Genomic DNA, 24,942 nt, shown 5'->3' on the forward strand with positions numbered 1-24,942 from the left:
TAAAACGGAGGCGTCCAAACTACTGCCGATGACCGAATGGCTTCTCATTTCCGGCTGTTGACAACAAACCGCCATTCAAACAATTGGATCACTGTATTGATTGGTCAATCCCAAGTGAAGGGCCTTGCCGGTGTCGTAAGAAACATTGTCGATCAATGCCCTCCACTTTTCTTTATTGGATTCAGAAGGGCTATTCCAATAACGGATGACTTCATTCATGATCTCGATTCCTTCCAGTCTTGCCTGTTCGAGCAATTCCCAAAAGCTTTCCTCAGAAGGCTCTTGTGTTGCAGGGTGATACCAGGTAGATCCTGACTCGTTGAGAAAATCGACATGGTCTGTCACTGGACGATGGGAAAAAGCAGAAACCAATGAAGGAAATAAAGCATTTTTCCAGCCATGAGGATCGTAAAGCAGCTGCAGAGCGCGTTTCATGTCGCGATAGGCATCCTCGACGTATTGGTCTCCAAGGTCCTCAGGGAGGTCGGGATAATGTTTGTTGATCAAATTTGTCAGTAATTCCGAAACCTCTTTTCCCAGACGGCGGCCGGTGTCAAGCTCCTTGTAGACGGGAGCTTTCCAAGTTTTTAAACGACGCATTTTCTCTGCGACCAGTGTATCGATGATAATTTCTAAACGCTGATGGTTGCTGCCTCGGTATCCCGCTTTGTAATGAATATAAGGATGGGCGTTCCGATCAAGAATATGATGGGTGGCAAAGCCGAAAACGTAGGCTTGGACGTCGAGTGTTTTGTTTTTTGCTTCTGTGATAAGATCTGTCAGGAAATCCCCGCATTTTTCAGTATGCAAAAGGGTACCGATTCGGTTTACAGCCGACGGATTTTTCCATGGCAAAAAATCATGGTAAAAAAATGGATCGGGACCTTGTGCGCCGATTTTCATATATGAATCCTGTTGAATGAATGGATTTTCCACCGTCAAAGAATCGGCGATTTCTTCGCAAAACAATATATGTGTCCAACTGTTTGGCATTTCAATTCCTCCCTGGCAGGGTAAACTGTTTGCAAGCTATTATATCGAATGATCCAGCAAAAAAGAATGTCTATTCTGCGAAAAGATTGTGTCGATTTCAAGACGGGCGAAAAAAAGAAAGAGAGCCTTGCTGGGAAGGCTCTCTTTCACCACTTATAATGCTTGAGCATCGACGAAGAAACGATATCCTGAAAGTCTCTCCCTTCGCTTGCTTTATCTTTATTTTATCATGAAGCGTGAATAGGATAAATAGTCGGAAGATTAAATCCTAATATTGTCAACGAACCGTCGGTTTTCTACATTTCTTGAAAATTTGGTACAATGAAGAAGTAGTATAATCAAAGGGAGGATGTCTGTGATGGATTATCGGATTGAAAAAGATACATTGGGAGAAATGCACGTTGCAGCTGATAAATTTTGGGGCGCACAAACACAACGAAGCAAGCAAAACTTTCCGATTGGTTCGGAGAAAATGCCACAGGAAGTCATTGATGGCTTTGCAGTTTTGAAAAAAAGCGCTGCAATGGCGAACCGTGACCTTGGCCTGTTGGAAGAAGATAAAGCGGAAGCGATTGCCTTTGCAGCCGATCAAATTTTGGCAGGGGAACTGAAGGAACACTTTCCATTAGTTGTCTGGCAGACAGGAAGCGGCACGCAATCCAATATGAATGTCAACGAGGTAATTGCCTATGTGGGAAACCAGTGGTTGGATGAAAAGAATAGTGAGTACAAGCTGCATCCAAATGACGATGTCAATAAGTCGCAAAGTTCGAATGATACATATCCCACCGCTTTGCACATCGGGGCTGTGCTCAAATTAGAGGATACTGTCCTTCCTTCCCTTGACACCTTGAAACAAACTTTAAAAGAAAAAATGGAAGCGTTTCAGGAAATTGTGAAGATCGGTCGTACCCATTTACAGGATGCCACCCCGCTGACACTGGGACAGGAAATCAGCGGCTGGCACCGGATGCTCGAAAAAACAGAAGCGATGCTGGTCGACAGCATCCGATATGTAAAAGAACTGGCGATCGGCGGTACAGCAGTGGGTACAGGGTTAAACGCCCATCCAGAATTCTCGGAACGTGTTTGTAAAAAAATAAATGAATATACTGGAAAGGATTTTGTATCTGCTCCAAATAAATTCCATGCGTTGACGAGCCATGATGAGCTGGTTCATTCGCACGGTGCGTTGAAAGCTTTGGCGGCAGACTTGATGAAGATCGCCAATGATGTACGTTGGCTTGCCAGCGGTCCTCGTTGTGGCATCGGGGAAATTACTATTCCGGCGAACGAGCCAGGCAGCTCGATCATGCCTGGAAAAGTGAATCCAACCCAAAGCGAAGCTGTTACCATGGTCGCAGTCCAAGTTATGGGAAACGATGCTGCGATCGGTTTCGCCGCGAGTCAAGGAAATTTTGAACTAAATGTCTTCAAACCAGTTATTGCCCACAACTTTATTCAGTCGGCCCAACTATTGGCGGACAGCATGCTTTCATTTAATGAGCGCTGCGTAAAAGGTTTGGAGCCTAATCTTGAGAATATCGAGAAAAACCTGAAGGATTCACTAATGTTGGTAACGGCTTTGAATCCGCATATTGGTTATGAAAATGCTGCAAAAATTGCTAAAAAAGCCTTTGCAGATAACACCACACTAAAACAAGCAGCGGTTGATTCAGGCTTGTTGACGGCGGAGCAGTTTGACGAATACATCAACCCAAAAGAAATGACCTATCCAAAGTAAGCCGAAAGAAAGATTAAATAACATAGAATGAAAAAACCGGACGATAATTCGAAACACCTTTTCGAGTTTGTTCGGTTTTTCTTTTTCTGCGCATGATCCATGAAAGAACAAAGGAAGTCGAAAACGTGCCCGGAAATAAATAAAAATGATTGAACAGTTTTTTTATCGGGGATATACCAAGCAAGAATATGTTTCCGATAGGAGGTCAAGGTTAATGAGTAAAGTGATTGCTTACGGCAAAGAACTGGGCAAAGAATTTAAAAAAGATGATGCAACCACATTGGCGGCAGCCCAAGCGTTTTATTATCTGCTTGCGATTGTCCCTTTATTGATTTTGTTGTTGTCGATTCTTCCATATTTATCAATCGATCCACAACGAGCTGTAGGATTTGTGGAAAATGTCGTTCCTTCTGAAATCGCCGGTACTTTTGAAGATACTGTCGTGAACGTCGTCACTAATCAGCGCGGCGGTTTGCTGACGATTGGTATTCTGGGGACTCTTTGGTCAGCCTCCAAGGCTGTCAACGCTTTTATCGATGCATCCAACCATGCGTACAATGTGGAAGAAACACGCTCTTTTATCAAAGTGAAATTATTATCCCTTGGTTTGACATTGGGAATGGTGCTTGCATTGGCGGTAGCATTGGTTCTTCCTATTTTTGGCGGTGTTCTGCTCGATTTTGTCAATTCGGTGATCAATTTGCCGAGTGGAACAGAAGTACTGATAAATGTGCTGCGCTGGGTGGTCAGTATCGTGGTGATGATTGTGATTTTAACAGCACTGTACTGGCTGGCGCCAAACATTGATTTTCCAATCCGACAGGTAGTACCAGGAGCTGTTTGTGCAGCAGTGCTATGGCAGGTCATTTCTTTCGGATTTTCCTTTTATTTAGGGAACTTCGGCAACTATTCTGCTACTTATGGTAGTCTTGGCGGCGTAGTCATCCTCTTGCTTTGGTTCTTTCTGACAGGCCTGACGCTTGTCGTCGGCGCAGAAATCAATGCCATTTATCACCGGAAAAAGAAGACGCGAGAAGACGCAAGTGCCTGAGTGGTTTACAGGTTAATGCTGAATTACCAATGTTTTCTCCTGATAATCTGTCGGTTCTGTCCCATACTAGGATTACAGGAGGTGATACACATGGCAAGCAACAATTCCAATCAATTACTAGTGCCTGGTATCGAACAAGCTTTGGATCAAATGAAAGTCGAAATTGCACAAGAATTCGGCGTCAGCCTTGGTGCTGATACAGTATCCCGTGCCAATGGATCTGTAGGTGGAGAAATCACCAAACGTCTTGTAAGAACTGCTCAACAGCAAATGGGCGGATCACAACAATTTTAATTTTCCCCTCTGACAATTTTATAATATGGCTGAGGAGGCGCTTGTTACAAGTGCCTCCTCCTTTCTTTTTTTGAGGAAAAAGAAACTTCGGATCTTCAGCGTGAAGGTCAGTGTTGGATATCATGGCACTGGAGAACGACTTCCTGAGCATGATATATTTACCAAACAAGCGGATAAATATTATCCGCCTTCCCGTAAATAATAGGGTTACAGGAGGTGATACACATGGCAAGCAACAACAACAACCAATTGCTAGTACCAGGAGTAGAGCAAGCTTTAGATCAAATGAAGGTCGAAATCGCTCAAGAATTCGGAGTAAACCTAGGCGCTGACACCACCTCTCGTGCCAACGGATCTGTTGGTGGAGAAATCACCAAACGTCTTGTGAGAACTGCCCAACAACAAATGGGTGGTACGCAACAATCATAAGTGAATCAATAATGGCAGGGAGAGACATCTTTTCAGGTGTCTCTCCTACTTACGTTCCAAGAAATTTTTATAAGTTGCTTTTCATAGGGAAGCTTGCTCAACCAGTACGTATTTCGAAATCCTGCATTATCTCGTTTTTAATAGGAAGCAGCAGAAGAAAATAAACTCCTGGTTTTTGAAAACAGTTATTTATAAAGTGAAGATCCGGGAAAAGTAATGGTACACGTGATATTTGGAAGGGAGATGACGGCATGTATGCTTATGCTTGTCCGCTTTGCAATGGAATGAGAACAGTTCAAAGAGCGTGCGAAAAGTGTGGGGGAGAGATGACGGACCAGGGGAAACTGGTCGATTTCATGGGGGATTACAGTCCATATCTCGATATGGAAATCGTCAAGACCGTCGACGGTGTGAAAGACTCCAGGAGCAGTCATACCTGTGTCCACTTATTTCAGTGTTTGGATTGTGATATGCAGAAGACGGAGGTGATACAGGAAGTCCCCAAGTGAAAAAAAGAGCAACAAGCTTGGGGGGATGCTTGCTGCTCCGAAAAAACCTTATCTAATTCTTAATTCAGAATCTATATCGAAAAAGTGGGCTTTGTTCATGTCAAGGGCCAAGTCGATTGTTTCTCCGCCGTTAATGTCTGTCCGTGAATCTACCCGGGCAATGAAATCCTGATCATTTACTTTGGAGTAAAGGTAAGACTCTGATCCCATCAATTCGGCAACATCGATGGTAGCGGTGATTTTTGTGCCTGGAGTCGACTCGATAAAGACTGGCTCATCGTGCATGTCTTCTGGACGAATGCCAAGAAGGACTTCTTTCCCTACATAATTTTGAGCGCGAAGGGTTTTCATTTTTCCTTCCGGAACCTGGATTTTGATATCCCCGATTTGGAATTCTCCTTCACTTAACGTACCGGTCAGGAAGTTCATGGAAGGAGAACCGATAAATCCTCCGACAAAAACGTTCTCCGGTTTGTCATATACTTCTTTTGGTGCGCCTACCTGCTGAATGATCCCATCTTTCAAAACAACAAGGCGGGTGGCCATCGTCATCGCTTCCGTCTGATCGTGGGTAACGTAAATGGTAGTAGTCTGCAGACGTTTATGAAGCTTTTGGATTTCAGCGCGCATTTGAACACGCAGCTTTGCATCCAGGTTGGAAAGCGGCTCATCCATCAGGAACACTTTGGCATCGCGGACAATGGCACGGCCAAGCGCCACACGCTGACGCTGTCCACCCGACAACGCTTTCGGTTTGCGGTCCAGATACCCTTCAAGACCAAGGATTTTCGCAGCGTTTTGAACGCGCTGATCGATTTCGTCTTTTTTGAATTTACGTAGCTTCAATCCAAAAGCCATGTTGTCATAGACATTCATATGCGGATATAGGGCATAGTTTTGAAAGACCATGGCGATGTCGCGATCCTTCGGCGCCACGTCATTCATGCGAGTGTTATCAATATAAAAGTCTCCGTCTGAAATTTCTTCCAAACCGGCAATCATCCTTAAGGTAGTGGACTTTCCGCAGCCGGAAGGACCGACAAATACCACAAATTCTTTGTCAGCGATTTCCAGGTTGAAATCCTCGACCGCTGTTACGTTTTTATCGTAGACTTTGTAAATGTTCTTTAGACTAAGTTCAGCCATGTTTATCTCCTCCCGCTTTATGTAAGCGTTTTTATTTCTTGATAATAAGTGTACGCAATTGTCTGATAAACGTAAATGGACGAGATGCACAAAGTCGTGCAGGAGGTTTTGTGCACACTTACCAAATCAGCGTAATTGATTCATCATAAGTGCTAAGTAAACTGTTAACGCGCCTTTGAATTGTTTGACATCGATCCCTGTTTTTTCAATGAATTTGTCCACCCGGTACTGAAGGCTGTTCCGGTGCATGTATAGTTTTTTGGCAGCCATAGTGGCATTGGAGTTGCATTCAAGAAATGTTTGGATGGTAGCAAGCAATTCTTTCTCTTCCAGCGTATCCTGGAAAACAGCGTGAACAATCTCTTCTTTTTGTACGCCCGGCTGCGAAAGGAAGAGGTACGGCACAGCATCGACAAAAGATACGACAGAGCCTTTGTTGTAGGCGCGTATCGTCTCAAACCATTCAGCACCTTTTTGAAAATGTTGGCGAGCCCGGGCCAAATCGGAGAAAAACGGTCCGATAAAAAGACGGACTTTCATATAAAAATCGCTCATTAACAAATCGGTGATTTGTCCATAGCTGATTTCCCCATCTTCCTGCTTGCGGCCGTGTTCAACGATGATACCTTCATTTGCTGAAATCCAAACGATGGGAACAAATTCCGGATAAAAGCCGGCAATAGCCTCCCGAAAAGATGCGGGTTCAATATTGGCTTCAGATAAGTGAAAATGGATAAAACGGTAAGTTTCTCCTTTTATATCCGGCAATAGAGCTGGTGGTGTGCTATGAAAGAGCAGTTCCGTCCAGGCAAGTTCCTGGTGGTTGATTGGTGCATGATGGAAGTGATATGGACGAAGGAAGGCCTCCAGGAGATGCAAGTCCTTCTCCGTGAGCTCCTTTTCCGGAATGCCGACTATTTCATTTTTATCGGTGGTGAACCATTTGTAAGCATCTATGTCAGGCTGATCTTCAGGACTGTATTCAATCAGTCCGGGAAAAGCAGCATGCAGCTTGTTGATCATAAAAACGCCTCATTCCTCCAGTTTTCTTTCATTATAACAAAAGGGACAAGCTGGCAAGGCGAGAATGAGAGGAAACGTTCTGTCTTCAAAGAAAAGTGCTGATAACATAAAAGTTGATGGCTTTACTAATTTCAACAAAACGAGCTGACAAACGGGAGAAAATCTTAATGGAAATTTAAAATGAATCTGCTTGTAAAACTGAACACGAAAAAGTAACGCAGGCAAGGTACGGAGATTCCTACGGGCGCAGGAACGAGTTGAAAACCCCGCAAAAAGTGGTTGGTGTTCTCTGCTGACGCTGTGCTTGTGGAAAGCACCGTATATTACCGTAGTGATGCGACGCGCGCTTGAATCAACAGGATAAAAGGAAGTTTGCCAAAGGTAAGGAACTTACGAATCAAAAAACCGAGCGAGGATTCGCTCGGTTTGCCTTGATGATCGTGTTTTTGTCCCGGCTATATAAGTCTTTTTCTCTGAAAAAGGCTGCAGCATCAATCAGGATCTGGAAAGGGCTGTTCCTGCCGTGGCATTTCACGGCTTTGTTCAATCTGGGTTCTTTCTTTGTTTGCACGCACCGTTCCGCCGGCAAGTCCCTCGTTGATCATCCGGTCTACATCAAGTTCGTAGTTTTTCTTATCCTTAAAATAAGAACTTCCTTTTTTCTTCATATTTCCCACCTCCTTATTGAGATAGGATTGCTAAGAAGTTGGTGATTCATGCCCTGTTCACTCTTTCTTGGAGATTGGTTAAGTAAAAGGCAAACTGAAACGGATATGCAAGCACCGTCTCGGCCTGCTCCTGCAGCTTTGAATGCTGGAAGACACTGTATCCAGGTTTGGAATTCACTTCAAATAACCAAACACGGCCTTCTTTATCGATGCCAAAATCAATACCGATTTCCCCGATGGTTTCCGTGTAATTCTTCTCGATCATCCCGGCTACTAACAGAGCCATTGATTCCAGTCTCTTTTTAAGTTTTTGTCCTTCAGCTTCTCCAAATATTTCTTCAACAAGCAATACTTTTCCACCGCGTTTCACATGGGTGGTAAGGCTCCCTTTTCCGGCGAATTTAGCACATATGAGGGGGACTTCCCAACTGTTGCGGTGATTCTTATTGACATGGACACGAAAATCAAGCGGGGATTTTCTTTTTTGCACTAAGTCGATTTCCTGCTGGGCTATGTAACCTTCCAACCCATTTGGGAAATGCTGTTGAAAGAAAGCTGCTAATTTTTCGTAACGGTTTACTTGCGGTTTATTCTCCAAGTAGTAATGGCATTCCAGTTCTCCGGCAGGCAGCATACGGCACTTGATGATACCGTTCCCCCTGCTGCCGTGAATCGGTTTGATATATACATTGTATTTTTGGAGCATTGTTTCGATTTTTTTCCCGGAAGGGTGTAAAATAGTTTCCGGTACAAGAAAAGAACATGCCGGATCCTTCATCAAGCATTGATAAATTTCCCACTTGTTAAAAAAGTTGTTGTTGAACAATACTGCTTGTTCTTCCAGAACGGACTTGGCCAAGATTACTTCAAGATGGTGTTCTGTTTTGCGGTTGGGTATCCGGTTGTAAATCACCTTTGGTATCGGAAAATGGCCTTGCTTCCAGCTTCCTTTTTCGAAATAAAAGGCGTGAATATGTGTTTTATCGGGATCGATGTGCTGGTGGCCAAAAATCAGGGCCTGCATCCCCATCTTTTCTCCTGCTTTGCAAATCTGCTTGAAAATGGGGGCACGTTCATCTGTAAGGAAATGGTTACCGGAGAAACCGGCAGTAAAGATGCCCATTGCCAACAGAAAGGTGCAGCGTTCTTTATGAAGTTTCACTGTGAAGGAAGAACTTTTGTGCAGATTGAGCATGCCCTTCAAACGGGAAGAGATGTATAGCGTTTCCGAGTCTTTGTCATGGACAAGCGTTTCAACTGGGGAGTGAATGGGGCCATACTGTATCTCCTTTATTGCCTGAAACTTTTTTAACTGGCGGTAAGGAACAATCATCCGGCTTTGGTTGCCAGGATAAAATTTTATCTTGAACGTCTCCATCGAAAAATCCCCTCCCGTTGATAGCATGTTCTTCTTACCAATTATATGTGGAAGTTCCCGTCACATGCGTGGGAACTCTGGCAAGCAATTGATAAAGAGAGGTCGATGTAAAAGTGTCTGCAATTGTATTGATCATCATGATGATCGTAATAGGAGCAATCATTGGCGGATTGACGAATTCGCTGGCGATTAAAATGTTGTTTCGTCCATATGAAGCCAAATATCTGGGATCCTGGAAGCTTCCGTTCACCCCTGGCTTGATTCCAAAGCGGAGGGATGAGCTGGCCAGACAACTGGGGCGTATGGTGGTAGAACACTTGCTGACTCCATCCGGAATCAGGAAAAAGTTGCAGCAGCCCCTGTTCCAAAAACAACTGACCAGTTGGGCCCAAAAGGAAGCAGCGAGCCTGCTTGAAAGCAAAGCAACCTTAAAAGAAGCATTGGCGTCTGCGGGATTCACTGTAAACGAGCAGGAAATACGAGAAAAAATTGCCAAGTTATCTGAGCGCCAATACCGGGAGTTTGTTTCATCGATGCATGAGAAGACGTTACATGATTTTTTGCCGCCGGAATGGGAACAAAAAATGAAGGACGGAGTGAATCGTGCCGGTGAATTTGCCCAGGACAAACTGGTGGAGTACTTATCGAGCGCGGAGGCAAAAAATAAAATAGGAACAGTCGTGGAGAGTTATTTGGATGGGAAGGGTTTTTTCGGAAATATGATTTCCTCTTTTCTTGGGAATGAAGGACTTGCCGACAAAATTCAGCCATTACTAGTCGATTATGCCCGGTCCGAGGAGGCAGGCGCCATCATCGAAAAAATGCTCGGACGGGAAGTAGAACGTCTTTACTATCAGACAACGATCGGCCAACTAGAACAAAAAGTGGGGGCGGATGAAGTCGCTGGTGTGGTCGGCCATGTGGTTTCCCGGTCTGTTCCGGTCGACCGTTGGATGAACAGAACCGTTCAAGCCTGGACAGAATCGTTTAAACAGCAAGTTCTGACTAATATGGTTCCAAACATGGTCGACAAGGCTGCCGGTGCTCTCGGCGACAGGATGGAAGAATTGATGGACAGTCTGCATCTGGCCGAAATCGTTGAAAAAGAAGTAGAGGCTTTTCCGACCAAAAGAATTGAACAGCTTGTTTTGGATATATCCAGACGGGAGTTCAAGATGATTACCTATCTGGGTGCACTGCTTGGGGGAGCAATCGGTTTTATCCAGGGAATCATTGTTATGCTGATGAACTAATCGAGTCCTGCAATCTCTCATCCCTATCACTATACATTGCATTTTAGGTTTGTTATAGTGGGGAAAGTAGCGTGAGAACGCAAATATAGGAGGATTTTACAAATGGCGAATATTTATGACAGTGCCTATGATTTGGAAAAGGCAATCCGTGAAAGCGATGAGTTCAAAGGGCTGAAAGAAGCTTATGATAAGGTGATGGCCGACGAATCAGCGAAGAAAATGTTTGATGATTTCCGTACGACACAAATGCAGCTTCAAGAAAAACAAATGCAAGGCCAGGAAATCACCGAAGAAGAAGTCGAAAAAGCAAAAGGTGTTGTAGAATTGGTCCAGCAGCATACAGAGATTTCGAAGCTGATGGAAGAAGAACAACGATTGAATGTCGTCATCAATGATGTGAGCAGAATCATTACGAAACCTTTGGAAGAGCTGTACGGTAATCCGGATCAGCAACAGTAAGAATTAGAAGAGCTTGACACAAAAGCATAGTGACCAGCATAAAACCGAACGATTAATTCGTTCGGTTTTTGCTTTGGTGGCCATGCTTTTGTCCTGGCCACTTTTTCTTCTTTGGAAAAGTAATACGATTGGCATGACAGCCCCTGCTCCCCAGTGTTCAAGGCATCCGTTGAAGCTAGTCGCAAGGGATTGTGATTTCCACTCCTTTTTTGCTTAAGACGGACGTACTCAGAGCGCTCAGCGATGAAACAATACCAATTTCCCGTCAGGTGAAACACAGCGATGAGTATAATTGCTGTAATCCAGATCTTCGAGCCGATTTGTGCCGATTTGTTCAGCATCTTTGTCACTCGCCGCTTCGAACGTTTCCTCGAGCAGTTTTTTTCCTTCTTGGTCAAATACAGTCAATACATAAGCTTTCACTAGTTACCCTCCTGTATGATCATTCCATATACTAATTCTTTGTTACCTGGTCAAATTCCTTTATATCTACAGTTATGAACGCAGCCTAACAAAAAGCCTTAGGAAAAACTGCTTATAACTCTATACCCTTTCGGCAGAAAAATATATAATGAATACGGAACTTTTCTATTATACAGTACGTAATTACAGGGGAGATGGAGAGAGGAGATGTTCTATGACATTGAAAATCAGTAATGTTACCAAGCGGTTTGGCAACTTCACAGCGGTCGACAATCTGTCGCTTGAGATTCCGGAAGGCCAAATTTTCGGCTTTCTTGGTGCCAATGGAGCAGGTAAAACGACAACATTCCGGATGATACTGGGATTGCTGGATATTACAGAGGGCAGCATCGATTGGGATGGCGAAAAAATCAATTACAGCAACAGTGATGCCATCGGATATTTACCAGAAGAACGGGGGTTATATCCAAAGCTGACCGTGAAAGACCAAATTGTTTATCTTGGCCGGCTGCGTGGCATGCAAAAAAATGAAATTATCGGCGAACTGAAAGGTTGGCTGGAAAAGTTCCGGGTTCCTGATTATTTGGACAAAAAGATCGAGGAACTATCAAAGGGGAACCAACAAAAAATACAATTTATTTCTGCAGTCATTCACCGGCCCAAGCTGCTGATATTGGATGAACCGTTCTCCGGTCTGGATCCCGTCAACGTAGAAATGCTTAAGCAGGCTGTAGTGGACCTGAAAAGTCAGGGCACTTCAATCGTGTTTTCTTCGCACCGGATGGAGCATGTGGAAGAGCTTTGCGAGTATTTGTGCATCATGCAGCATGGCAGTCCGGTTGTCCACGGTTCCTTAAAAGAAATCAAGCGTGCGTTTGGCAAGAAAAACCTATTCATCCATGCAGATTTTGATTTGACATTTTTACAGGATATCACCGGTGTCGTTCATTATAAAGCAACGACAGAAGGGTGCGAGCTCCAAATCAATGAGGAAGCAGTATCACAAGAAGTACTGAATGCCCTCCACGATCGAGGGTTCGTGAGAAGGTTTGCACTTGAAGAGCCGTCCTTGAACGATATTTTTATTGAGAAAGCAGGTGCATCTTATGAATAAATTTTGGATCGTCTTGTCCCATACATACATGACCCGTTTCAAAACGAAGTCATTTTTGATCACCAATATCATCGCTTTACTCGTTATCGTGGGATTGGCCAATATCACTTCGATTATCGAAATGTTTGATAGTGAGGAAAATAGGGAAGTAGCAGTTCTCGATGAGACGGGAGAAATCTTTTCTCCGCTCAAAGAAAGTGTGGAAAACACAGCTTCTGATGTTACGCTGAAGCAATACGGAGGTACAGCAGATGAAGCGAAAGAGGCAGTAGAGGAAGAAGATTATGAGGCGTTTCTTTCCATAAGCTATGATGGACAAAACTTGCCGCAGGCTTCCTATTACGCTAATCAAATTGCCTCATCGGAATTGAGCAATACGTTGGAGCAGCAGCTGCAGCAAATCAAAGTAGCCATGGCGACGAACAATGCAGGCATTGATCAGTCGCAGCTCGAAGAAATTTATCAACCAGTTGCGTTTGAAGCAGTCGCATTGCAGGAGAGTGCGAAAACAGAGGAAGAATTGAGTGAGGCGCGCGGTCTCGTATATATTATATTGTTTCTACTATATATATCGGTGATAACTTATGGAAATATGATTGCCATGGATATTGCCAATGAAAAGACATCCCGGGTGATGGAAATTTTGATTTCCAGTGCTTCGCCGGTGAGTCAGATGTTTGCCAAGATACTTGGGATAGCACTTCTCGGTTTGACACAGGTCGGTTTATTTATTGTAGTCGGTTATATCGTCCTGCAACAAAAACAATCAGAAATGACAGGCGGAGTTTTTGAATATTTTGGCCTGTCCGGAGTGACTGCTTCCACTTTTATCTACGCGATTGTATTTTTTGTGCTTGGTTACTTGTTGTATGCGACGCTGGCGGCGATGCTTGGCTCACTCGTCAGCCGCATCGAGGATGTGCAGCAGTTGATGATGCCGATGATATTCCTGGTGATGATCGCCTTTTTCATCGCTATGTTCGGATTGAATGTACCTGAATCCAGTTTCGTGACAGTCACTTCTTATATCCCGTTTTTTACTCCGATGTTGATGTTCCTGCGAGTGGGCATGCTGGATATACCAACATGGGAAGTTGCCTTGTCGATCGTCATCATGCTTGCTTCGATAGGCTTGCTGGCGGCATTGGGAGCCCGTGTTTATCGCGGGGGTGTTTTGATGTACGGCAAAGCATCTTCCTTAAAAGACTTCAAAAAAGCACTACAGCTTTCCAAAAAATCATAAGAGGTTTCCTGATTGACAACACTTTCGCAGGAGATCACACAACAGAATCGAGCGTTCCATCCATTGGAGCGCAGTTTCCAGCGGGAAGGACACGGGGCGAAGCCGTCCCGTGGAAGCCTGGCTGGAGTGGATGCGACATGTTTCTTTGGAAAAGTAATCAAATAAAACAACTTTAATAAAACGATGAAAACCGAACGAGTTCGATTGCTTTAATTTCGAATGATCGTTCGGTTTTTGCTTTGACCCCTTTTTACCGGCTGATATCGGACACGTTGTTTCAAGTTACATTTAGTGATCGGAAGACCACTGCTTACCTTCGTGACGAACGTGCATTCGGCTTTTGGATTTGCTAAAATGAAGAGGTACAGCCAATTTTGAAAGGAAAATTTATATGGCCAAAGAAAAAATATCTTTTTTACATAGTGCCGATTTGCATTTGGACAGCCCGTTCAAAGGCTTGGGAAATGTACCAGCGGCGATTTTTGAGCAAATCAGAGGAAGTACCTTCGATGCTTTGGAAGCACTTGTCCGTCTGGCAATCGAAAAGCAAGTCGATTTTGTTTTGATTGCGGGTGACGTGTTTGATGAAAATCAGCACAGTCTGTTGGCAAGGATGCAGTTGAAAGCAGCCTTTGAAAAGCTGGACGCACACCACATTGAGGTTTACATGTCTTATGGAAATCATGACTTTACAGAGGGCAGCCAGTTTACAGATCAATTTCCTGAAAATGTCCATGTATTTACCGACCAGCAGGTCCGTTCGCTTCCTTTCCGGAAAAACGGTAAGACTGCTGCCAAGATTTATGGTTTCAGTTATCGGGAAAGAGCGGTTACGGAAAATAAAACACAGGAGTACACCATAGAAGGAACAGCCCCATATCATATCGCCATGCTCCACGGAAGCCTTCACAGCGACAAGGAACATGATGTTTATGCGCCGTTCCACTTGCGTGACCTGACGGAAAAGGAATTTGATTATTGGGCTCTGGGACATATCCATTCTCGTGATGTTTTGAACCAGCTGCCCCCGGTCGTGTACCCGGGAAATATCCAGGGACGATCAAAAAAAGAATCAGGTGAAAAAGGTTGTTATCATGTTGAGTTGAAAAACGGAGAGGCAGAAACGACTTTTCATTCTTTGCAGCAAATCCGCTTTGAAAACCTCACGGTGGATGTCTCCTCCTGCACTGATCCACAAGAGATGGTTCCGGTTATCGAAAGGCATCTGGAAGATTGTCGAAATCGTTACGGAAAGGCGATTCTCCATTTGACCTTTTTTAGCAATTGTTCCGTCCTCGAAGATTGGCATCAAACTGGTTATCTGGATGATACAGTTGATTTTTGTAATGAAATCGATCAGTTCGACAATAGATGGGCTTATATACAAGGGTACTCGATCCAAGTCGAACACAGTTGGAACCAGGAGGAGCTGGAGAAAGGACATCATTTTGCGGGTGAATTGGCAAAACGGTTTCAGGAGACAGATGACATCACCCGTTATTTACACCCGATCCTGCATCACCGCAAGGCAAGGAAGTATCTGTCCGGATTTACGGAAGAAGAGCAGTCGGAAATCAAACGGATGGCTGAAAACTTGTTGATGAATCAGCTGTTAAAGAAATGAGGGTGAAGCAATGAAGCTGTTAGCAGCCCATATATATGGTTTTGGTAAATGGCAGGACTTCCGGGTTGAATTCCCGGAGGAAAACCTGTTTCTGATCAGTGGGCCAAACGAATCTGGTAAATCGACAATCCGTCAATTCATGTTGTTTATCCTATTCGGCCTCCCGCCGAAACAGCGTGAATTCCACCGACCCAAAACCGGCGGGAAAATCGGAGGAAGATTGAAACTGTGGACAGAAGAAGCAGGTATGTTTTATGTCGAAAGAACGCACGAAAAACAGAATGGAGAAGCTGTTTGTTATCTATCTGACGGAAGCATCAAGGGAAGTGACTGGTGGAGCAAACAGTTAAATGGCATGAACCGGGATAGTTTTGAATCCGTGTTTTCATTTGATGCCGATGACTTGATGGAACTCCATGCCATGAAGCCGGATGAGCTCGGGGAACTTCTCCTTGGCGTAGGAATGACCGGTACTGAAAAAATATACACCGTTGAAAAACAGCTGGAAAACGAGTTGGACAAACGGTTCAAACCACAGGGAAAGAATCCGGAAATAAACAGCCAGCTAAATAAATTAACATCGATGCAGCAAGAGTGGAATCAGTTGCAGGAACAGGAGGAATCCTACCAGCAGCAAAAGAAAACGGAAGCCGGACTCGTTGGAAATATAGAAATGTTACAGAGGGATTTGGAGAATACGAAAGCGGCAAGGACGAAACAAGGAAAACTAGTACAGGCTTTGCCGATTCTTTACATGCTTGCAGGGGAACAAGCCAAGTTGGAGCAGCTTCCCGAAGTCAGTCATTTTCCGGAAAATGGTCTGGAGCGTTATGAATATCTCCAGGAACAGCTGCTGCCGTTGCGGAGCAGGTTGGCGGTTCTGGAAAGCAATGAACGGGATTACCGGTACGAAATATCGACACTTCAGCAGCAATTATGGCAGCAAAAGAAACGGGAAAAGGCAGAGGCGTTAGCTGCTGCTTCCAATACGTATCAGCAACAGGCCAGCCAGCTTGATTATCTGAAGAAGAGACGGAAAAAATCGGTTGCGGAACTAGAACAGCAGATAGACGATCTTCACCTTGATTTAAACTGGGATCAACTTGGTTCTCTTTCCATGCCTTTTCATCTTGAGGACAGCTGGAATCAAATAAAAGAGGCCGTGCAGCAGACGGAAGCAGAATGGGAGAGCGCAGAACGCGAAGAACGGAGTACACAGGAACAGCTGCGTTCCTTGCAGGAAGAAAAGGCACGTTTGGATACAGGAATACTCGAGGAATCAAAAGCTGCAGAATTACAAAAAATCGTCGATGCAAAACGTACGCAAGAATATGTTGAATCATCTGAAGGGCGTCCGATTTTTCCTGAGGTCGACAAGTGGAAGAAAAGACAGGCTTGGACGTTATCTGGTTCAGCTGTAATAGGAGCCGTGTTGTTTGGAGCAGCAGCATTCTTATCCGATATTAAAAGTTTTTATGCGGTCGGCCTGATTTTGTTCCTGGCCGGAATGGTACCAGTATGGAAAGTGAAAAAATCATCCGGGAGGCTTTCCAGCCCTTCATCCGAAGGTGAACCGATTGCATTACAGTGGACGGCGTCCGATTACAAGGAGGCCGAGCAGCAGCTTCGCCGTCATTATCAGCTATTGGATGAACAGCACTCCATCAGCGGACAAATCAAACAGCGTTCGTTACAATTATTGAAGGTTTCCGAGCGGAAAAAATTTCTCGAAGAAAAACGTCAGCAGGTTGAACGGCAGATCAGAGAACAAAAAAGGCGCTATCCTTTTCTTATTGATGTGGATCCGGCTTATTGGCCGAAACTGTTTCATAAATTGGATGCCTGTATGGAAAAATACCATTCCCTTATCCGTTTAGACATGGAGCAAGAGGAACTCCTTCAACAGTTGGACGAATACAGAAAAACCTTAACAGCGTTTTTTAAAGAGACAGGGCTGGATGAATCCGATGAAACGAGTGAGTTTGTCCGTCAACTTCAGGAGCAGCTGGAAAAACAAAGACAAAACAGGCAAACCCTGTCACAGTATGAGGAATGGTTGGAAAGAGCTGTAAGGGAAAGAGAACAGCTGTTGGAGGAAATGCAGCCTTATGAACAGGACACAGGCTCGCTGCTCAAGACTGCAGGTGTTGAAAACGAAGAGGATTTCCGGCGTCTTGGAAGACAACAGCAAGAGGCCCTGTCCATTAAGGAGAAAATGGACAGTTATTACAATCAACTTGCTCCACTGTTGTCAGGTGAAGAGATAAACCATTACCTTGACAATCTACCCGATCAGGCAGAAGCGAAACAGGCATTGGAACAATTCGAAACAGAATTGGAAAAGCTGGAATCCCTAATGGATGCAGCAAGGCAACAGTTATCGGACATTCGCTCCAAGATTAGCAGGATGGAGCGGTCGGAACATTTTTCTCAGTTCAAGCACCGGTATTCTGGAGAAATCGAACAGTTGAAAAAACAAGTGAAACAATGGGCGGTTTACCAAACGGCCAAAGAAATGCTGATGGAGACTAAGATAAGCTATCAAAAAGATTACTTGCCGCACACACTCAAAGCCGCTGGAGCTCACTTTCATCAACTGACAGACGGCAAGTATGTGGATATTTTTCCACCAGAAGACGGCCGTCCGTTTTCCGTAACAGACCAGGAAGGATTCCGGTATGCAGTGGATGAATTGTCCAAAGGAACGGCCGATCAACTTTACGTTTCTCTCCGGCTTGCCTTAAGCAGTGTATATCAAGCAGAAAATATGCCCTTTTTTATAGACGATGCCTTTGTCCATTTTGATCGAAAACGAAAACGGGAGTTTGGCAGCATTCTTAAAAATATTTCAGAACAACAGCAACAAATCATTCTATTTTCCAGCAGCAAATCAATCCAAAAAACCTTGGGAGAGATACCTGTTATCGATTTAGAAAATAGAGAAGTAATTGAATTAGCATAATCGGCAAAGGAATGATAAAATAACTGAAGATAAAGTGGTTGGAGGGTATTCCATTGCCAAATAGTGACAAATCAAGCGAATGGTCTGAATATGAAGAAACCATTGAAAAATTCATACAAGTGATTGCAAAAAACATGAACCTTTACGGGATTACTTCCTCAGTCGGCCGTCTGTACGGCGCTTTGTATTTTGCGGAGGAGCCGATGACCCTTGATGATATGCGTGACGCGCTGGAAATGAGCAAGACAAGTATGTCGACAGGGGTCAGGTCCTTGTCTGAGATGAAAATGGTTCAGCCGGCTTATAAAAAAGGGGTGCGAAAGGACTTGTATAAATCTGAAGAGGATTGGTACAAATCCTTTACCTCTTTGTTCGGGAACCGGTGGCGTCATCATACAGAGACGAACATCGAGGAAGCGGAAGAAGCTATTCATGAGCTGGAACAAATTCATGCTCAGACTGATGATGACCATTTGAAGCAGAAAATTGCCAGTGATATCGACAGACTGAAATATGCTCAAAATTATTATCGCTGGCTGATGAAATTCATCCAGGTTGTCGAATCCGGCGAAATTTTCAAGTACGTCCCCAAAAACTAGGAATTCAAAAACCCTTGCCTGCCTGGCAAGGGTTTTTAAGTACATAGCTGATATCAATACATGTTGGCAAAGCAACTAGCATTCGAATTCGTTCGGTATATGTACGATGAATTTTCACTTGGTTTGTCTAATGTTTAAATTGACTTCACGAAATGCTTGGAAATAAGAAGGTGCCATTCACTTGACTGCTTCGCTGTTTTCATAACGGCTGTCCAAGTAATCGACAAAATGGATGATGTATCCTTCGATTGTTTGCGGCTTTTGAATGCATGATCCCCATTCCGGAAGCCCATGATGACACAAAATACAATGGGCCATTTGATGGATGGCTTCCAGAGATAAAGAAATCCCCTCTGTTTCGATTATTTTATTCAACAGAAGGACTCCATAGGGAATATGCCCGACCATCACTCCCAGGTCGTCCATCGTAATACCGGCCTGTTTCCGATTTTCCTGCCCCGTGTGTGCCGCTGTCGGGAATAAAAAGTGAAAAGTATCGAACGTCTTGCCTGCATGGTCGTATTCAAGCAGCTTGCCGATATCATGAAACAATATACTCGTCATGATTACATCATGGTCCGGTTGTTTTTCTTTATGATCCATCATCCCTTGCAGTTGTCGATAGAGATGATCAATCGTGTCCTTCCAGACTAACTGCTGAAGGCCATTGTCCGACTGGAATTGCGACCAAAGTTCATTTTTGTACGCTTTCTCCACTACATTGATCAGCTTCATTGCTGCCTGAAAATGGTTTTCTTCTTGTTTCAGTATGTAGCGGGCGAATCGCATCAGACCTACAGTATGCTTTAACAGTCCCCCCAAATAATTGTGATGATATCCTTTTGCAGCCGGCCTGATCCGGAATTGATCCCAAAAACGGGTCATGACGGCACGGGCGATTTGGCGGTAAGGGTGTTGTAACTCATCCAAGTAGCTGAACAACTCCACCGTTAAGTCTTCGATGCTTTGATGAGTATATGGCAACAGAGAAAAAGGGTTTATCTTTGTTTCGCAAGGTGTAAGTTGTTGGATAGTGAGCGATTTAAATCCTCTGAATTCATCGACCAAAGCTTCCACATCAAACACAGCGAACTTTTCCAAAAGTGGCTGGTTTTGTTCGACAGAGCCTTGATTGTCCCACATCTTTGCATTGATGACTCCGGCATTATTGCTGAATCGGAGTTTCAAAAACTGTTTATTGGTTTTAGTGAGCTGGACTTGAAAGTCGTTCAGTAAAAGCCGGAGGTTGACAGTGCTGCCAGGTACTTGGTCGTCCAGCACAAAATATTCACTGCTGTCCGGGAGCGCAGGCGGGGGGAACTCAGCAAGAATTTGTTCCCGCTTTGCTTGATCTACTGTATAGTCAATCGGGATAAACTCATAAAAATAGGTGGCTTTTTCAGCCATATTCTATCACTCCATTTATCTTCAAACTTCTTTAACTACCACAAAGGGCATAGATTCTCCCCCTATTGTAACGCAATGCCGAACGGATGAATATCAATTTCTATCGCTGGAATTTTTTCTGGAATGTTACGTGCTTTTTAACATTTCATTTCTGGTATAATGAAAAAATCAGTGCCGAAAGACCGGCAATTGTTCAGGACGAATAGAAAAGGCATGGAAAATTAGACAGAAACAGGGGCGAAGAACGATGAAGTGGAAGGATTGGGATCGCAACTTAAAAATCCGTTTATTTGGAGAAGGGACAACAAATTTTCTTTTTTGGTCTTATTTTCCGTTTATGACCATTTTATTTGAAAATTCCTTTGGAAAGGACAAGGCCGGCTGGCTGTTAGTGTTATCGCAGGCGTTTTCCGTGATAGCCAGTTTGACAGGAGGTTACTGCGCAGACCGATTCGGCAGGAAACGGATGATGGTCATTTCCTCCTTCGGACAGTTTTTGACCTTTCTCTTATTTGCATTTGCAAACTCTCCTTGGTATCAATCGCCGATAGGGACATTTTTAGCATTCAGTCTTCTCGGAATATGGGGAGCGTTATATTGGCCGGCATCGCACGCTATGGTGGCAGACGTTGTGTCGGAAAAACATCGTGCTTCCGTATTTGCTGTATTTTATACGTCGATCAATATCGCCGTCGTAGTCGGTCCGATCATCGGCAGCTTTTTATTTTACAGTTACCGGTTTGAAATGCTGCTGGCCGGTGCATTTTTGACCGGGGTGTTGTCGATTATCCTGCAGCGGTTCCTGGGAGAAACGGTGACAGTGCAGTTTCGGAAGAAAGAAGCGAAGGTCCGTTGGTACAAAGCTGTATGGGATGAACTAAGTGATTATCGGATCATAGCTAAAGATCGCACTTTTTTATTGTTTATCATTGCTGGCGTTCTCGTGGCACAGACTTTTATGCAACTCGACATCCTCATAGCGGTGTACACAAGCGAAGTCATCGATAACCAGACCTTGTTCCATCTGGGAGATTTCGGGCTGAGTATTAGTGGAGAAAAAGCATTTGCCCTGGTTCTGGCCGAAAATGGACTGCTGGTAGCTATATTTACAGTATTTATTACCCGCATAATGAACCGGTTCAAGGAAAAGCCAGTGTTCGTGGCATCCAGTCTTCTTTATGCTGTCGGCATATTCTTATATGGGGTTACGGAAAATATTTGGATGTTCATTTTTGCCATGGCCTTATTCACTATGGCCGAGCTGATGGTGGTCGGCATCCAGGAAAGCTTCGTCGCCAAGCTAGCTCCGAAGCATATGCGCGGACAGTATTTTTCAGCAGCAAGCCTTCGTTTTACAGTCGGCAAATTAATGGCGCCTTTAAGCTTGGTTTTGACGAATTATCTTGCCTATCCAATTGTGTTTGCGACTTTAGGAATGTTTGCTGTCCTGAGTGCTTTAGTATATTGGTATATGTTTAAAAAATTGGAAACCAAACAGATTCAAACCGAAATCTGACTACCGTCCTGGCATATTTGACGTGTCCCTGCATATATTTTAAATAGCAAATAGGGACAAGGAGGGCTATGCGATGATATTGGGGATTCCTTGGTGGGTTTATATGTTCATCCTTTTTATTTTCTTCAGTGGATATATGGCTTTTAGAGCCGTTAGAGCAGAGAAAAAGCTGGAAATGCAGTTTATTGAGCGGGAAGGAAAAATATACATGGACCGGATTCAAAATGAACGGGGACAGAGACAGCAAAATGAGGAAGAGCCAGAAAAAAAACAAATGACATCCATGTAACCGAGACAAAAACATAATGGTCAACCCAAAAACCGAACGATTCCAATCGCTCGGTTTTTGGGTTATAAAAAGTAAATCGTTCTAACATTCACTAACCTAAAGAGCAACGCTTTACTTCGGCAAGGTACTTCGCTTTCCGCGGGCACGGGTTCAGCTAACTTGGTAAAGAAAAGCACTTTACCAAGTGGATCTTCAGCTCGCGCTCCTCCCGCAGGAGTCGCGTACCTTGCCTTCGTTGACGTAGAATTACTCGCAAACAAGTGATGCTCGTACTCCTGGTTGATTTCTGTTTTCTTTTCATGCCGTTACATGGAGAGTTTCAATTTCTAAATAAAAAAGCTTTCGTGCTGTTTTTCGTCTTGATCATATAAAAGTTAGACCCCGAACACGTAGTGAAGGATTTGTCATAGCATACGAAGAACGCATCAAACAAGAGGATAATAAGAAGTCTATCTAAGGAACACAAATAGTAAAAACCGAGCGGATTTGATTGATAGTTCAAATCCGCTCGGTTTTTTGTTTTGGTGGCCAAGCTTGTTGTCCCACCCTTGCTATTCGGAGATTTATTCTTCAGAGCTTTCCTGGTCTTCACTAGAGCCTTCATCAGAAGAACCTTCTTCTGAATCTGAATTGCCGGAGTCTTCCGCTGGCTCTTCTACTTCTGGTGTGGTAGTTTCGAAGAGGTCTTTAAAGTCTTCGATTTTCACATCGATATTTGCATCTTCCATCAATTTCTGCATTTTTTCTTGTGCAGCCGCGTCATCTACTTTTGTCGAAGCGATGTCTCTGCGGATTTGATCGCGGATATCTTCAAGTGGTTCGACTTCCTCTTCAGCGTCTTTGCGTTCGGTTACTTGAATGATGTGCCAGCCATTGGAAGTTTGTACAGGATCACTGATTTCGTCCACTTCCAGATTGTAGGCAGCTTTTTCAAATTCCGGTACCATATCGCCTACACCGAATGTACCCAGGTCACCGCCATTTTCAGCAGAACCAGTATCGGTAGAGTATTCTTTTGCCAATTCGGCAAAGTCCCCGCCGTCATCCAACTTCTGCTTCACTTCTTTAGCTGTTTCTTCATCTTGGACAAGAATATGTCTCGCCACAAGGTCCGTTTGCATGTTTTCATATCTTTGCTTAATTTCTTCGTCAGAGACTTCTACATCTTCGGTAACTGCTTTTTCTTGAAGCATATTCAAACGCAGAACCTCTTTGAATTCCTCTTCATCAGAGAAACCGCTTTGCTGAAGCACCATTTCAAATTGGTCCCCGTATTGTTCTTTTAATGAATCGAGTTCTTCTTGTACCTGGTCATCTTTCACGTCATAGTTGCCTTCGAGAATTTTTCTCATGACCAGTTGCTGCAGGACAGTTTCGCCATTCTGATCTTTCAATTCCTGGTAGAACTCTTCTTTACTGACATTGCCTGAATCTGTTTCCGCCACTGTTTCCGGGTCATCCGAAGAACAAGCGGACAGAGCCAGGATTCCGAATGCCAAGGATGCCGATAATGCGATTTTTTTCATTATATAAACACTCCTACTCTCCAAAAACTTTTCGTACAAGCTTTGACAAGCTCTTGAAATAATATAACACATTTAGCAGTGAAAAAAATAGTCCATTCCTATAATTACACACTTTTTACTAAATTTCGGGCATACGCCTATGCTAGATGACTCTCCGTTGCATAGGATGGAACAAAAGACAACAAGGGGGTGTTATGGATGGGCGCAGGATACCAAGGCGGTTTTGCGTTAATTGTCGTTTTATTCATTTTGCTGATCATTGTCGGAGCAGCATGGCTTTAATACAATGAGAAATTACCATTTTTCCGGTTGTAAAAAGGGATGACCAGTGGGCGTATTCGCTCCCGGTCATCCCTTTTTGAAAGTGAGTAATTTTGGTGCAATGTTGCCCCTGCCCTCTCAAATTCTAAGTAAAACCTCTGTGCGCGAAAACGGTACTCCAGGGTTTAACTTAAGCTTGCGAGGGCGAATCTTCTTGTCTGTTGATTTAAGTGAATAACACCTCTACATAAGAAGAGATCAACAAGATGGTTATCAATATATTGATTGTTCTGAATACATTCGGCTGTCGTTCCTGAGACATTTCTGTTCTTACTACAAGTTTATGGGTTAAAGAATTAAATAGAAATAGTACGAACAAAGCGAAAATAGCAAAAAACACTGGCATATCTTATGACCTCCTTTACACCTATACATTACTTTATCAAAATTTATTCTGCTTGAACAGTTATACCCTGCAGAAAATCCGTGGCCACCAAAGTAAAGATCGAACGGATTCTAAATGCAATCAGATTCGTTCGGTTTTTATTTGTATATTCTGGTTTTCTCCTGTTGTCTTGAGGCGTGCTCCAAATTGCTACGGCAAGATACTACGGGCTTCCACTTCCTCAGAATGCAGGTTCTCTGTCAAATGTGGCGGTGTGATTTTTCTTCCACCCTCTCTTTATCGAAAGGCTCAATCTAAAAACAGCTATTTTACTCAGACCGCAGAGGAAATAAACTCGCTTTCCGCGGACGAACGCCCGAGCCCCCTCGCAAAACCCGCTGTGGGGTCTCGGCCGCCCGTTTTTCCGCAGGAGTCTCGCTTATTTCCTCTGCTACGCTATTGCGCTCTACAGAGCCTTTTTAACCGCTTGCTGCCATGAAGTTTCATGCTTAAATCGTCCAAAGTCTTTGATTCTAAAGGAATCTCGTTTTAAAACCTTTATCGTATTGTTTATTCCCTCGATATACCATTATGAAATGGATACATGAATGACTGTAAAATCTCTTGTTTCCAACGCATGAACGTT

At 43.8% G+C, this 24,942-nt stretch carries 25 protein-coding genes; 16 read left to right on the forward strand and 9 right to left on the reverse strand.

Annotated elements, in window-relative coordinates:
• Positions 1-75: 75 nt before the first annotated feature.
• Positions 76-993, reverse strand: coding sequence for a zinc dependent phospholipase C family protein (locus ABVF09_RS19310; RefSeq protein WP_371069859.1), 918 nt, complete (start codon positions 991-993; stop codon positions 76-78).
• A gap of 358 nt (positions 994-1,351) precedes the next feature.
• Here ABVF09_RS19310 and fumC point away from each other — a divergent pair, with 358 nt between their 5' ends.
• From fumC to ABVF09_RS19335, 5 genes are all read left to right on the forward strand, one after another.
• A complete protein-coding gene (fumC, locus tag ABVF09_RS19315; RefSeq protein ID WP_153462348.1) occupies positions 1,352-2,737 on the forward strand; it encodes a class II fumarate hydratase in 1,386 nt (461 codons plus the stop codon).
• 214 nt (positions 2,738-2,951) lie between these two features.
• A complete protein-coding gene (locus ABVF09_RS19320; protein WP_026569104.1) occupies positions 2,952-3,788 on the forward strand; it encodes a YihY/virulence factor BrkB family protein in 837 nt (278 codons plus the stop codon).
• 90 nt (positions 3,789-3,878) lie between these two features.
• Positions 3,879-4,082: an alpha/beta-type small acid-soluble spore protein gene (locus ABVF09_RS19325; RefSeq protein ID WP_026569105.1), complete on the forward strand. Its 204-nt coding sequence runs from the start codon at positions 3,879-3,881 to the stop codon at positions 4,080-4,082.
• Between the two features lie 225 nt (positions 4,083-4,307).
• Entirely contained in the window at positions 4,308-4,511 is a 204-nt protein-coding gene (locus ABVF09_RS19330; RefSeq protein ID WP_026569106.1) for an alpha/beta-type small acid-soluble spore protein, read from the forward strand.
• A gap of 251 nt (positions 4,512-4,762) precedes the next feature.
• Positions 4,763-5,020: a hypothetical protein gene (locus ABVF09_RS19335; protein ID WP_026569107.1), complete on the forward strand. Its 258-nt coding sequence runs from the start codon at positions 4,763-4,765 to the stop codon at positions 5,018-5,020.
• A 48-nt stretch (positions 5,021-5,068) separates the two neighbouring features.
• Here the strand turns inward: ABVF09_RS19335 and ABVF09_RS19340 are convergent, their stop codons facing one another.
• The 4 genes from ABVF09_RS19340 to ABVF09_RS19355 all read right to left on the reverse strand — a co-directional run bounded on the left by ABVF09_RS19340 (position 5,069) and on the right by ABVF09_RS19355 (position 9,235).
• Positions 5,069-6,166 carry an ABC transporter ATP-binding protein gene (locus tag ABVF09_RS19340; RefSeq protein WP_026569108.1) on the reverse strand — a complete coding sequence of 366 codons (1,098 nt, stop codon included), beginning with the start codon at positions 6,164-6,166 and terminating at the stop codon, positions 5,069-5,071.
• Between the two features lie 126 nt (positions 6,167-6,292).
• The gene (locus ABVF09_RS19345) at positions 6,293-7,189 is read right to left on the reverse strand and encodes a PucR family transcriptional regulator (RefSeq protein ID WP_153462346.1); all 897 of its coding nucleotides are present in this window, start codon (positions 7,187-7,189) and stop codon (positions 6,293-6,295) included.
• Positions 7,190-7,680: 491 nt separating this feature from the next.
• Positions 7,681-7,857, reverse strand: coding sequence for a hypothetical protein (locus tag ABVF09_RS19350; RefSeq protein WP_162832888.1), 177 nt, complete (start codon positions 7,855-7,857; stop codon positions 7,681-7,683).
• 46 nt (positions 7,858-7,903) lie between these two features.
• Positions 7,904-9,235 carry a YheC/YheD family endospore coat-associated protein gene (locus ABVF09_RS19355; RefSeq protein ID WP_371069860.1) on the reverse strand — a complete coding sequence of 444 codons (1,332 nt, stop codon included), beginning with the start codon at positions 9,233-9,235 and terminating at the stop codon, positions 7,904-7,906.
• Positions 9,236-9,348: 113 nt separating this feature from the next.
• Between ABVF09_RS19355 and ABVF09_RS19360 the strand changes: the two genes are divergently transcribed.
• On the forward strand, positions 9,349-10,488 hold the full coding sequence (locus ABVF09_RS19360; RefSeq protein ID WP_026569110.1) for a DUF445 domain-containing protein: 1,140 nt from the start codon (positions 9,349-9,351) through the stop codon (positions 10,486-10,488).
• A gap of 102 nt (positions 10,489-10,590) precedes the next feature.
• Positions 10,591-10,947, forward strand: a complete 357-nt coding sequence (locus tag ABVF09_RS19365; RefSeq protein WP_026771787.1) for a YlbF/YmcA family competence regulator — start codon at positions 10,591-10,593, stop codon at positions 10,945-10,947.
• A 237-nt stretch (positions 10,948-11,184) separates the two neighbouring features.
• On the opposite strand, the gene ABVF09_RS19370 is transcribed toward ABVF09_RS19365, so the two are convergent.
• On the reverse strand, positions 11,185-11,370 hold the full coding sequence (locus ABVF09_RS19370) for a YhzD family protein (RefSeq protein ID WP_026771786.1): 186 nt from the start codon (positions 11,368-11,370) through the stop codon (positions 11,185-11,187).
• Between the two features lie 214 nt (positions 11,371-11,584).
• Here ABVF09_RS19370 and ABVF09_RS19375 point away from each other — a divergent pair, with 214 nt between their 5' ends.
• From ABVF09_RS19375 to ABVF09_RS19400, 6 genes are all read left to right on the forward strand, one after another.
• Positions 11,585-12,484: an ABC transporter ATP-binding protein gene (locus ABVF09_RS19375; RefSeq protein ID WP_026771785.1), complete on the forward strand. Its 900-nt coding sequence runs from the start codon at positions 11,585-11,587 to the stop codon at positions 12,482-12,484.
• Positions 12,477-13,727, forward strand: a complete 1,251-nt coding sequence (locus ABVF09_RS19380; protein ID WP_371069861.1) for an ABC transporter permease — start codon at positions 12,477-12,479, stop codon at positions 13,725-13,727. Before ABVF09_RS19375 ends, ABVF09_RS19380 begins: the two co-directional genes overlap by 8 nt.
• Positions 13,728-13,739: 12 nt before the next feature.
• Positions 13,740-13,892 carry a hypothetical protein gene (locus tag ABVF09_RS19385; RefSeq protein WP_371069862.1) on the forward strand — a complete coding sequence of 51 codons (153 nt, stop codon included), beginning with the start codon at positions 13,740-13,742 and terminating at the stop codon, positions 13,890-13,892.
• 226 nt (positions 13,893-14,118) lie between these two features.
• The gene (locus ABVF09_RS19390; protein WP_371069863.1) at positions 14,119-15,351 is read left to right on the forward strand and encodes a metallophosphoesterase family protein; all 1,233 of its coding nucleotides are present in this window, start codon (positions 14,119-14,121) and stop codon (positions 15,349-15,351) included.
• Between the two features lie 10 nt (positions 15,352-15,361).
• Positions 15,362-18,313: an ATP-binding protein gene (locus ABVF09_RS19395; protein ID WP_371069864.1), complete on the forward strand. Its 2,952-nt coding sequence runs from the start codon at positions 15,362-15,364 to the stop codon at positions 18,311-18,313.
• A 53-nt stretch (positions 18,314-18,366) separates the two neighbouring features.
• Entirely contained in the window at positions 18,367-18,912 is a 546-nt protein-coding gene (locus ABVF09_RS19400; RefSeq protein WP_026569114.1) for a GbsR/MarR family transcriptional regulator, read from the forward strand.
• A gap of 177 nt (positions 18,913-19,089) precedes the next feature.
• Here the strand turns inward: ABVF09_RS19400 and ABVF09_RS19405 are convergent, their stop codons facing one another.
• A complete protein-coding gene (locus ABVF09_RS19405) occupies positions 19,090-20,319 on the reverse strand; it encodes an HD domain-containing protein (RefSeq protein WP_371069865.1) in 1,230 nt (409 codons plus the stop codon).
• Between the two features lie 247 nt (positions 20,320-20,566).
• Between ABVF09_RS19405 and ABVF09_RS19410 the strand changes: the two genes are divergently transcribed.
• Together ABVF09_RS19410 and ABVF09_RS19415 are read left to right on the forward strand one after the other, a co-directional pair.
• Complete coding sequence (locus ABVF09_RS19410) at positions 20,567-21,835, forward strand: MDR family MFS transporter (RefSeq protein WP_371069866.1); 1,269 nt, start codon at positions 20,567-20,569, stop codon at positions 21,833-21,835.
• Between the two features lie 73 nt (positions 21,836-21,908).
• The gene (locus ABVF09_RS19415) at positions 21,909-22,124 is read left to right on the forward strand and encodes a sporulation YhaL family protein (protein ID WP_026569117.1); all 216 of its coding nucleotides are present in this window, start codon (positions 21,909-21,911) and stop codon (positions 22,122-22,124) included.
• A gap of 563 nt (positions 22,125-22,687) precedes the next feature.
• Here ABVF09_RS19415 and ABVF09_RS19420 read toward each other — a convergent pair.
• Positions 22,688-23,650 carry a peptidylprolyl isomerase gene (locus ABVF09_RS19420; RefSeq protein ID WP_371069867.1) on the reverse strand — a complete coding sequence of 321 codons (963 nt, stop codon included), beginning with the start codon at positions 23,648-23,650 and terminating at the stop codon, positions 22,688-22,690.
• A gap of 198 nt (positions 23,651-23,848) precedes the next feature.
• Between ABVF09_RS19420 and ABVF09_RS19425 the strand changes: the two genes are divergently transcribed.
• Positions 23,849-23,932: a YjcZ family sporulation protein gene (locus ABVF09_RS19425; RefSeq protein ID WP_074598165.1), complete on the forward strand. Its 84-nt coding sequence runs from the start codon at positions 23,849-23,851 to the stop codon at positions 23,930-23,932.
• Positions 23,933-24,137: 205 nt separating this feature from the next.
• On the opposite strand, the gene ABVF09_RS19430 is transcribed toward ABVF09_RS19425, so the two are convergent.
• Positions 24,138-24,317 carry a hypothetical protein gene (locus ABVF09_RS19430; RefSeq protein WP_026569119.1) on the reverse strand — a complete coding sequence of 60 codons (180 nt, stop codon included), beginning with the start codon at positions 24,315-24,317 and terminating at the stop codon, positions 24,138-24,140.
• Between the last annotated feature and the right edge of the window lie 625 nt (positions 24,318-24,942).

This window comes from Sediminibacillus sp. JSM 1682029 (genome assembly GCF_041366435.1).
Classification (GTDB): domain Bacteria; phylum Bacillota; class Bacilli; order Bacillales; family Amphibacillaceae; genus Sediminibacillus; species Sediminibacillus terrae.

What these genes read in the sequence shown, in the direction of transcription:
- ABVF09_RS19355 (WP_371069860.1), bottom strand. Translation starts at nt 9,235, where the DNA reads ATGGAGACGTTCAAGATAAAATTTTATCCTGGCAACCAAAGCCGGATG.
- ABVF09_RS19405 (WP_371069865.1), bottom strand. Translation starts at nt 20,319, where the DNA reads ATGGCTGAAAAAGCCACCTATTTTTATGAGTTTATCCCGATTGACTAT.
- ABVF09_RS19335 (WP_026569107.1), top strand. Translation starts at nt 4,763, where the DNA reads ATGTATGCTTATGCTTGTCCGCTTTGCAATGGAATGAGAACAGTTCAA.
- ABVF09_RS19415 (WP_026569117.1), top strand. Translation starts at nt 21,909, where the DNA reads ATGATATTGGGGATTCCTTGGTGGGTTTATATGTTCATCCTTTTTATT.
- ABVF09_RS19430 (WP_026569119.1), bottom strand. Translation starts at nt 24,317, where the DNA reads ATGCCAGTGTTTTTTGCTATTTTCGCTTTGTTCGTACTATTTCTATTT.
- fumC (WP_153462348.1), top strand. Translation starts at nt 1,352, where the DNA reads ATGGATTATCGGATTGAAAAAGATACATTGGGAGAAATGCACGTTGCA.
- ABVF09_RS19375 (WP_026771785.1), top strand. Translation starts at nt 11,585, where the DNA reads ATGACATTGAAAATCAGTAATGTTACCAAGCGGTTTGGCAACTTCACA.
- ABVF09_RS19380 (WP_371069861.1), top strand. Translation starts at nt 12,477, where the DNA reads ATGAATAAATTTTGGATCGTCTTGTCCCATACATACATGACCCGTTTC.
- ABVF09_RS19345 (WP_153462346.1), bottom strand. Translation starts at nt 7,189, where the DNA reads ATGATCAACAAGCTGCATGCTGCTTTTCCCGGACTGATTGAATACAGT.
- ABVF09_RS19390 (WP_371069863.1), top strand. Translation starts at nt 14,119, where the DNA reads ATGGCCAAAGAAAAAATATCTTTTTTACATAGTGCCGATTTGCATTTG.
- ABVF09_RS19310 (WP_371069859.1), bottom strand. Translation starts at nt 993, where the DNA reads ATGCCAAACAGTTGGACACATATATTGTTTTGCGAAGAAATCGCCGAT.
- ABVF09_RS19330 (WP_026569106.1), top strand. Translation starts at nt 4,308, where the DNA reads ATGGCAAGCAACAACAACAACCAATTGCTAGTACCAGGAGTAGAGCAA.
- ABVF09_RS19410 (WP_371069866.1), top strand. Translation starts at nt 20,567, where the DNA reads ATGAAGTGGAAGGATTGGGATCGCAACTTAAAAATCCGTTTATTTGGA.
- ABVF09_RS19420 (WP_371069867.1), bottom strand. Translation starts at nt 23,650, where the DNA reads ATGAAAAAAATCGCATTATCGGCATCCTTGGCATTCGGAATCCTGGCT.
- ABVF09_RS19365 (WP_026771787.1), top strand. Translation starts at nt 10,591, where the DNA reads ATGGCGAATATTTATGACAGTGCCTATGATTTGGAAAAGGCAATCCGT.
- ABVF09_RS19350 (WP_162832888.1), bottom strand. Translation starts at nt 7,857, where the DNA reads ATGAAGAAAAAAGGAAGTTCTTATTTTAAGGATAAGAAAAACTACGAA.
- ABVF09_RS19395 (WP_371069864.1), top strand. Translation starts at nt 15,362, where the DNA reads ATGAAGCTGTTAGCAGCCCATATATATGGTTTTGGTAAATGGCAGGAC.
- ABVF09_RS19320 (WP_026569104.1), top strand. Translation starts at nt 2,952, where the DNA reads ATGAGTAAAGTGATTGCTTACGGCAAAGAACTGGGCAAAGAATTTAAA.
- ABVF09_RS19340 (WP_026569108.1), bottom strand. Translation starts at nt 6,166, where the DNA reads ATGGCTGAACTTAGTCTAAAGAACATTTACAAAGTCTACGATAAAAAC.
- ABVF09_RS19425 (WP_074598165.1), top strand. Translation starts at nt 23,849, where the DNA reads ATGGGCGCAGGATACCAAGGCGGTTTTGCGTTAATTGTCGTTTTATTC.
- ABVF09_RS19325 (WP_026569105.1), top strand. Translation starts at nt 3,879, where the DNA reads ATGGCAAGCAACAATTCCAATCAATTACTAGTGCCTGGTATCGAACAA.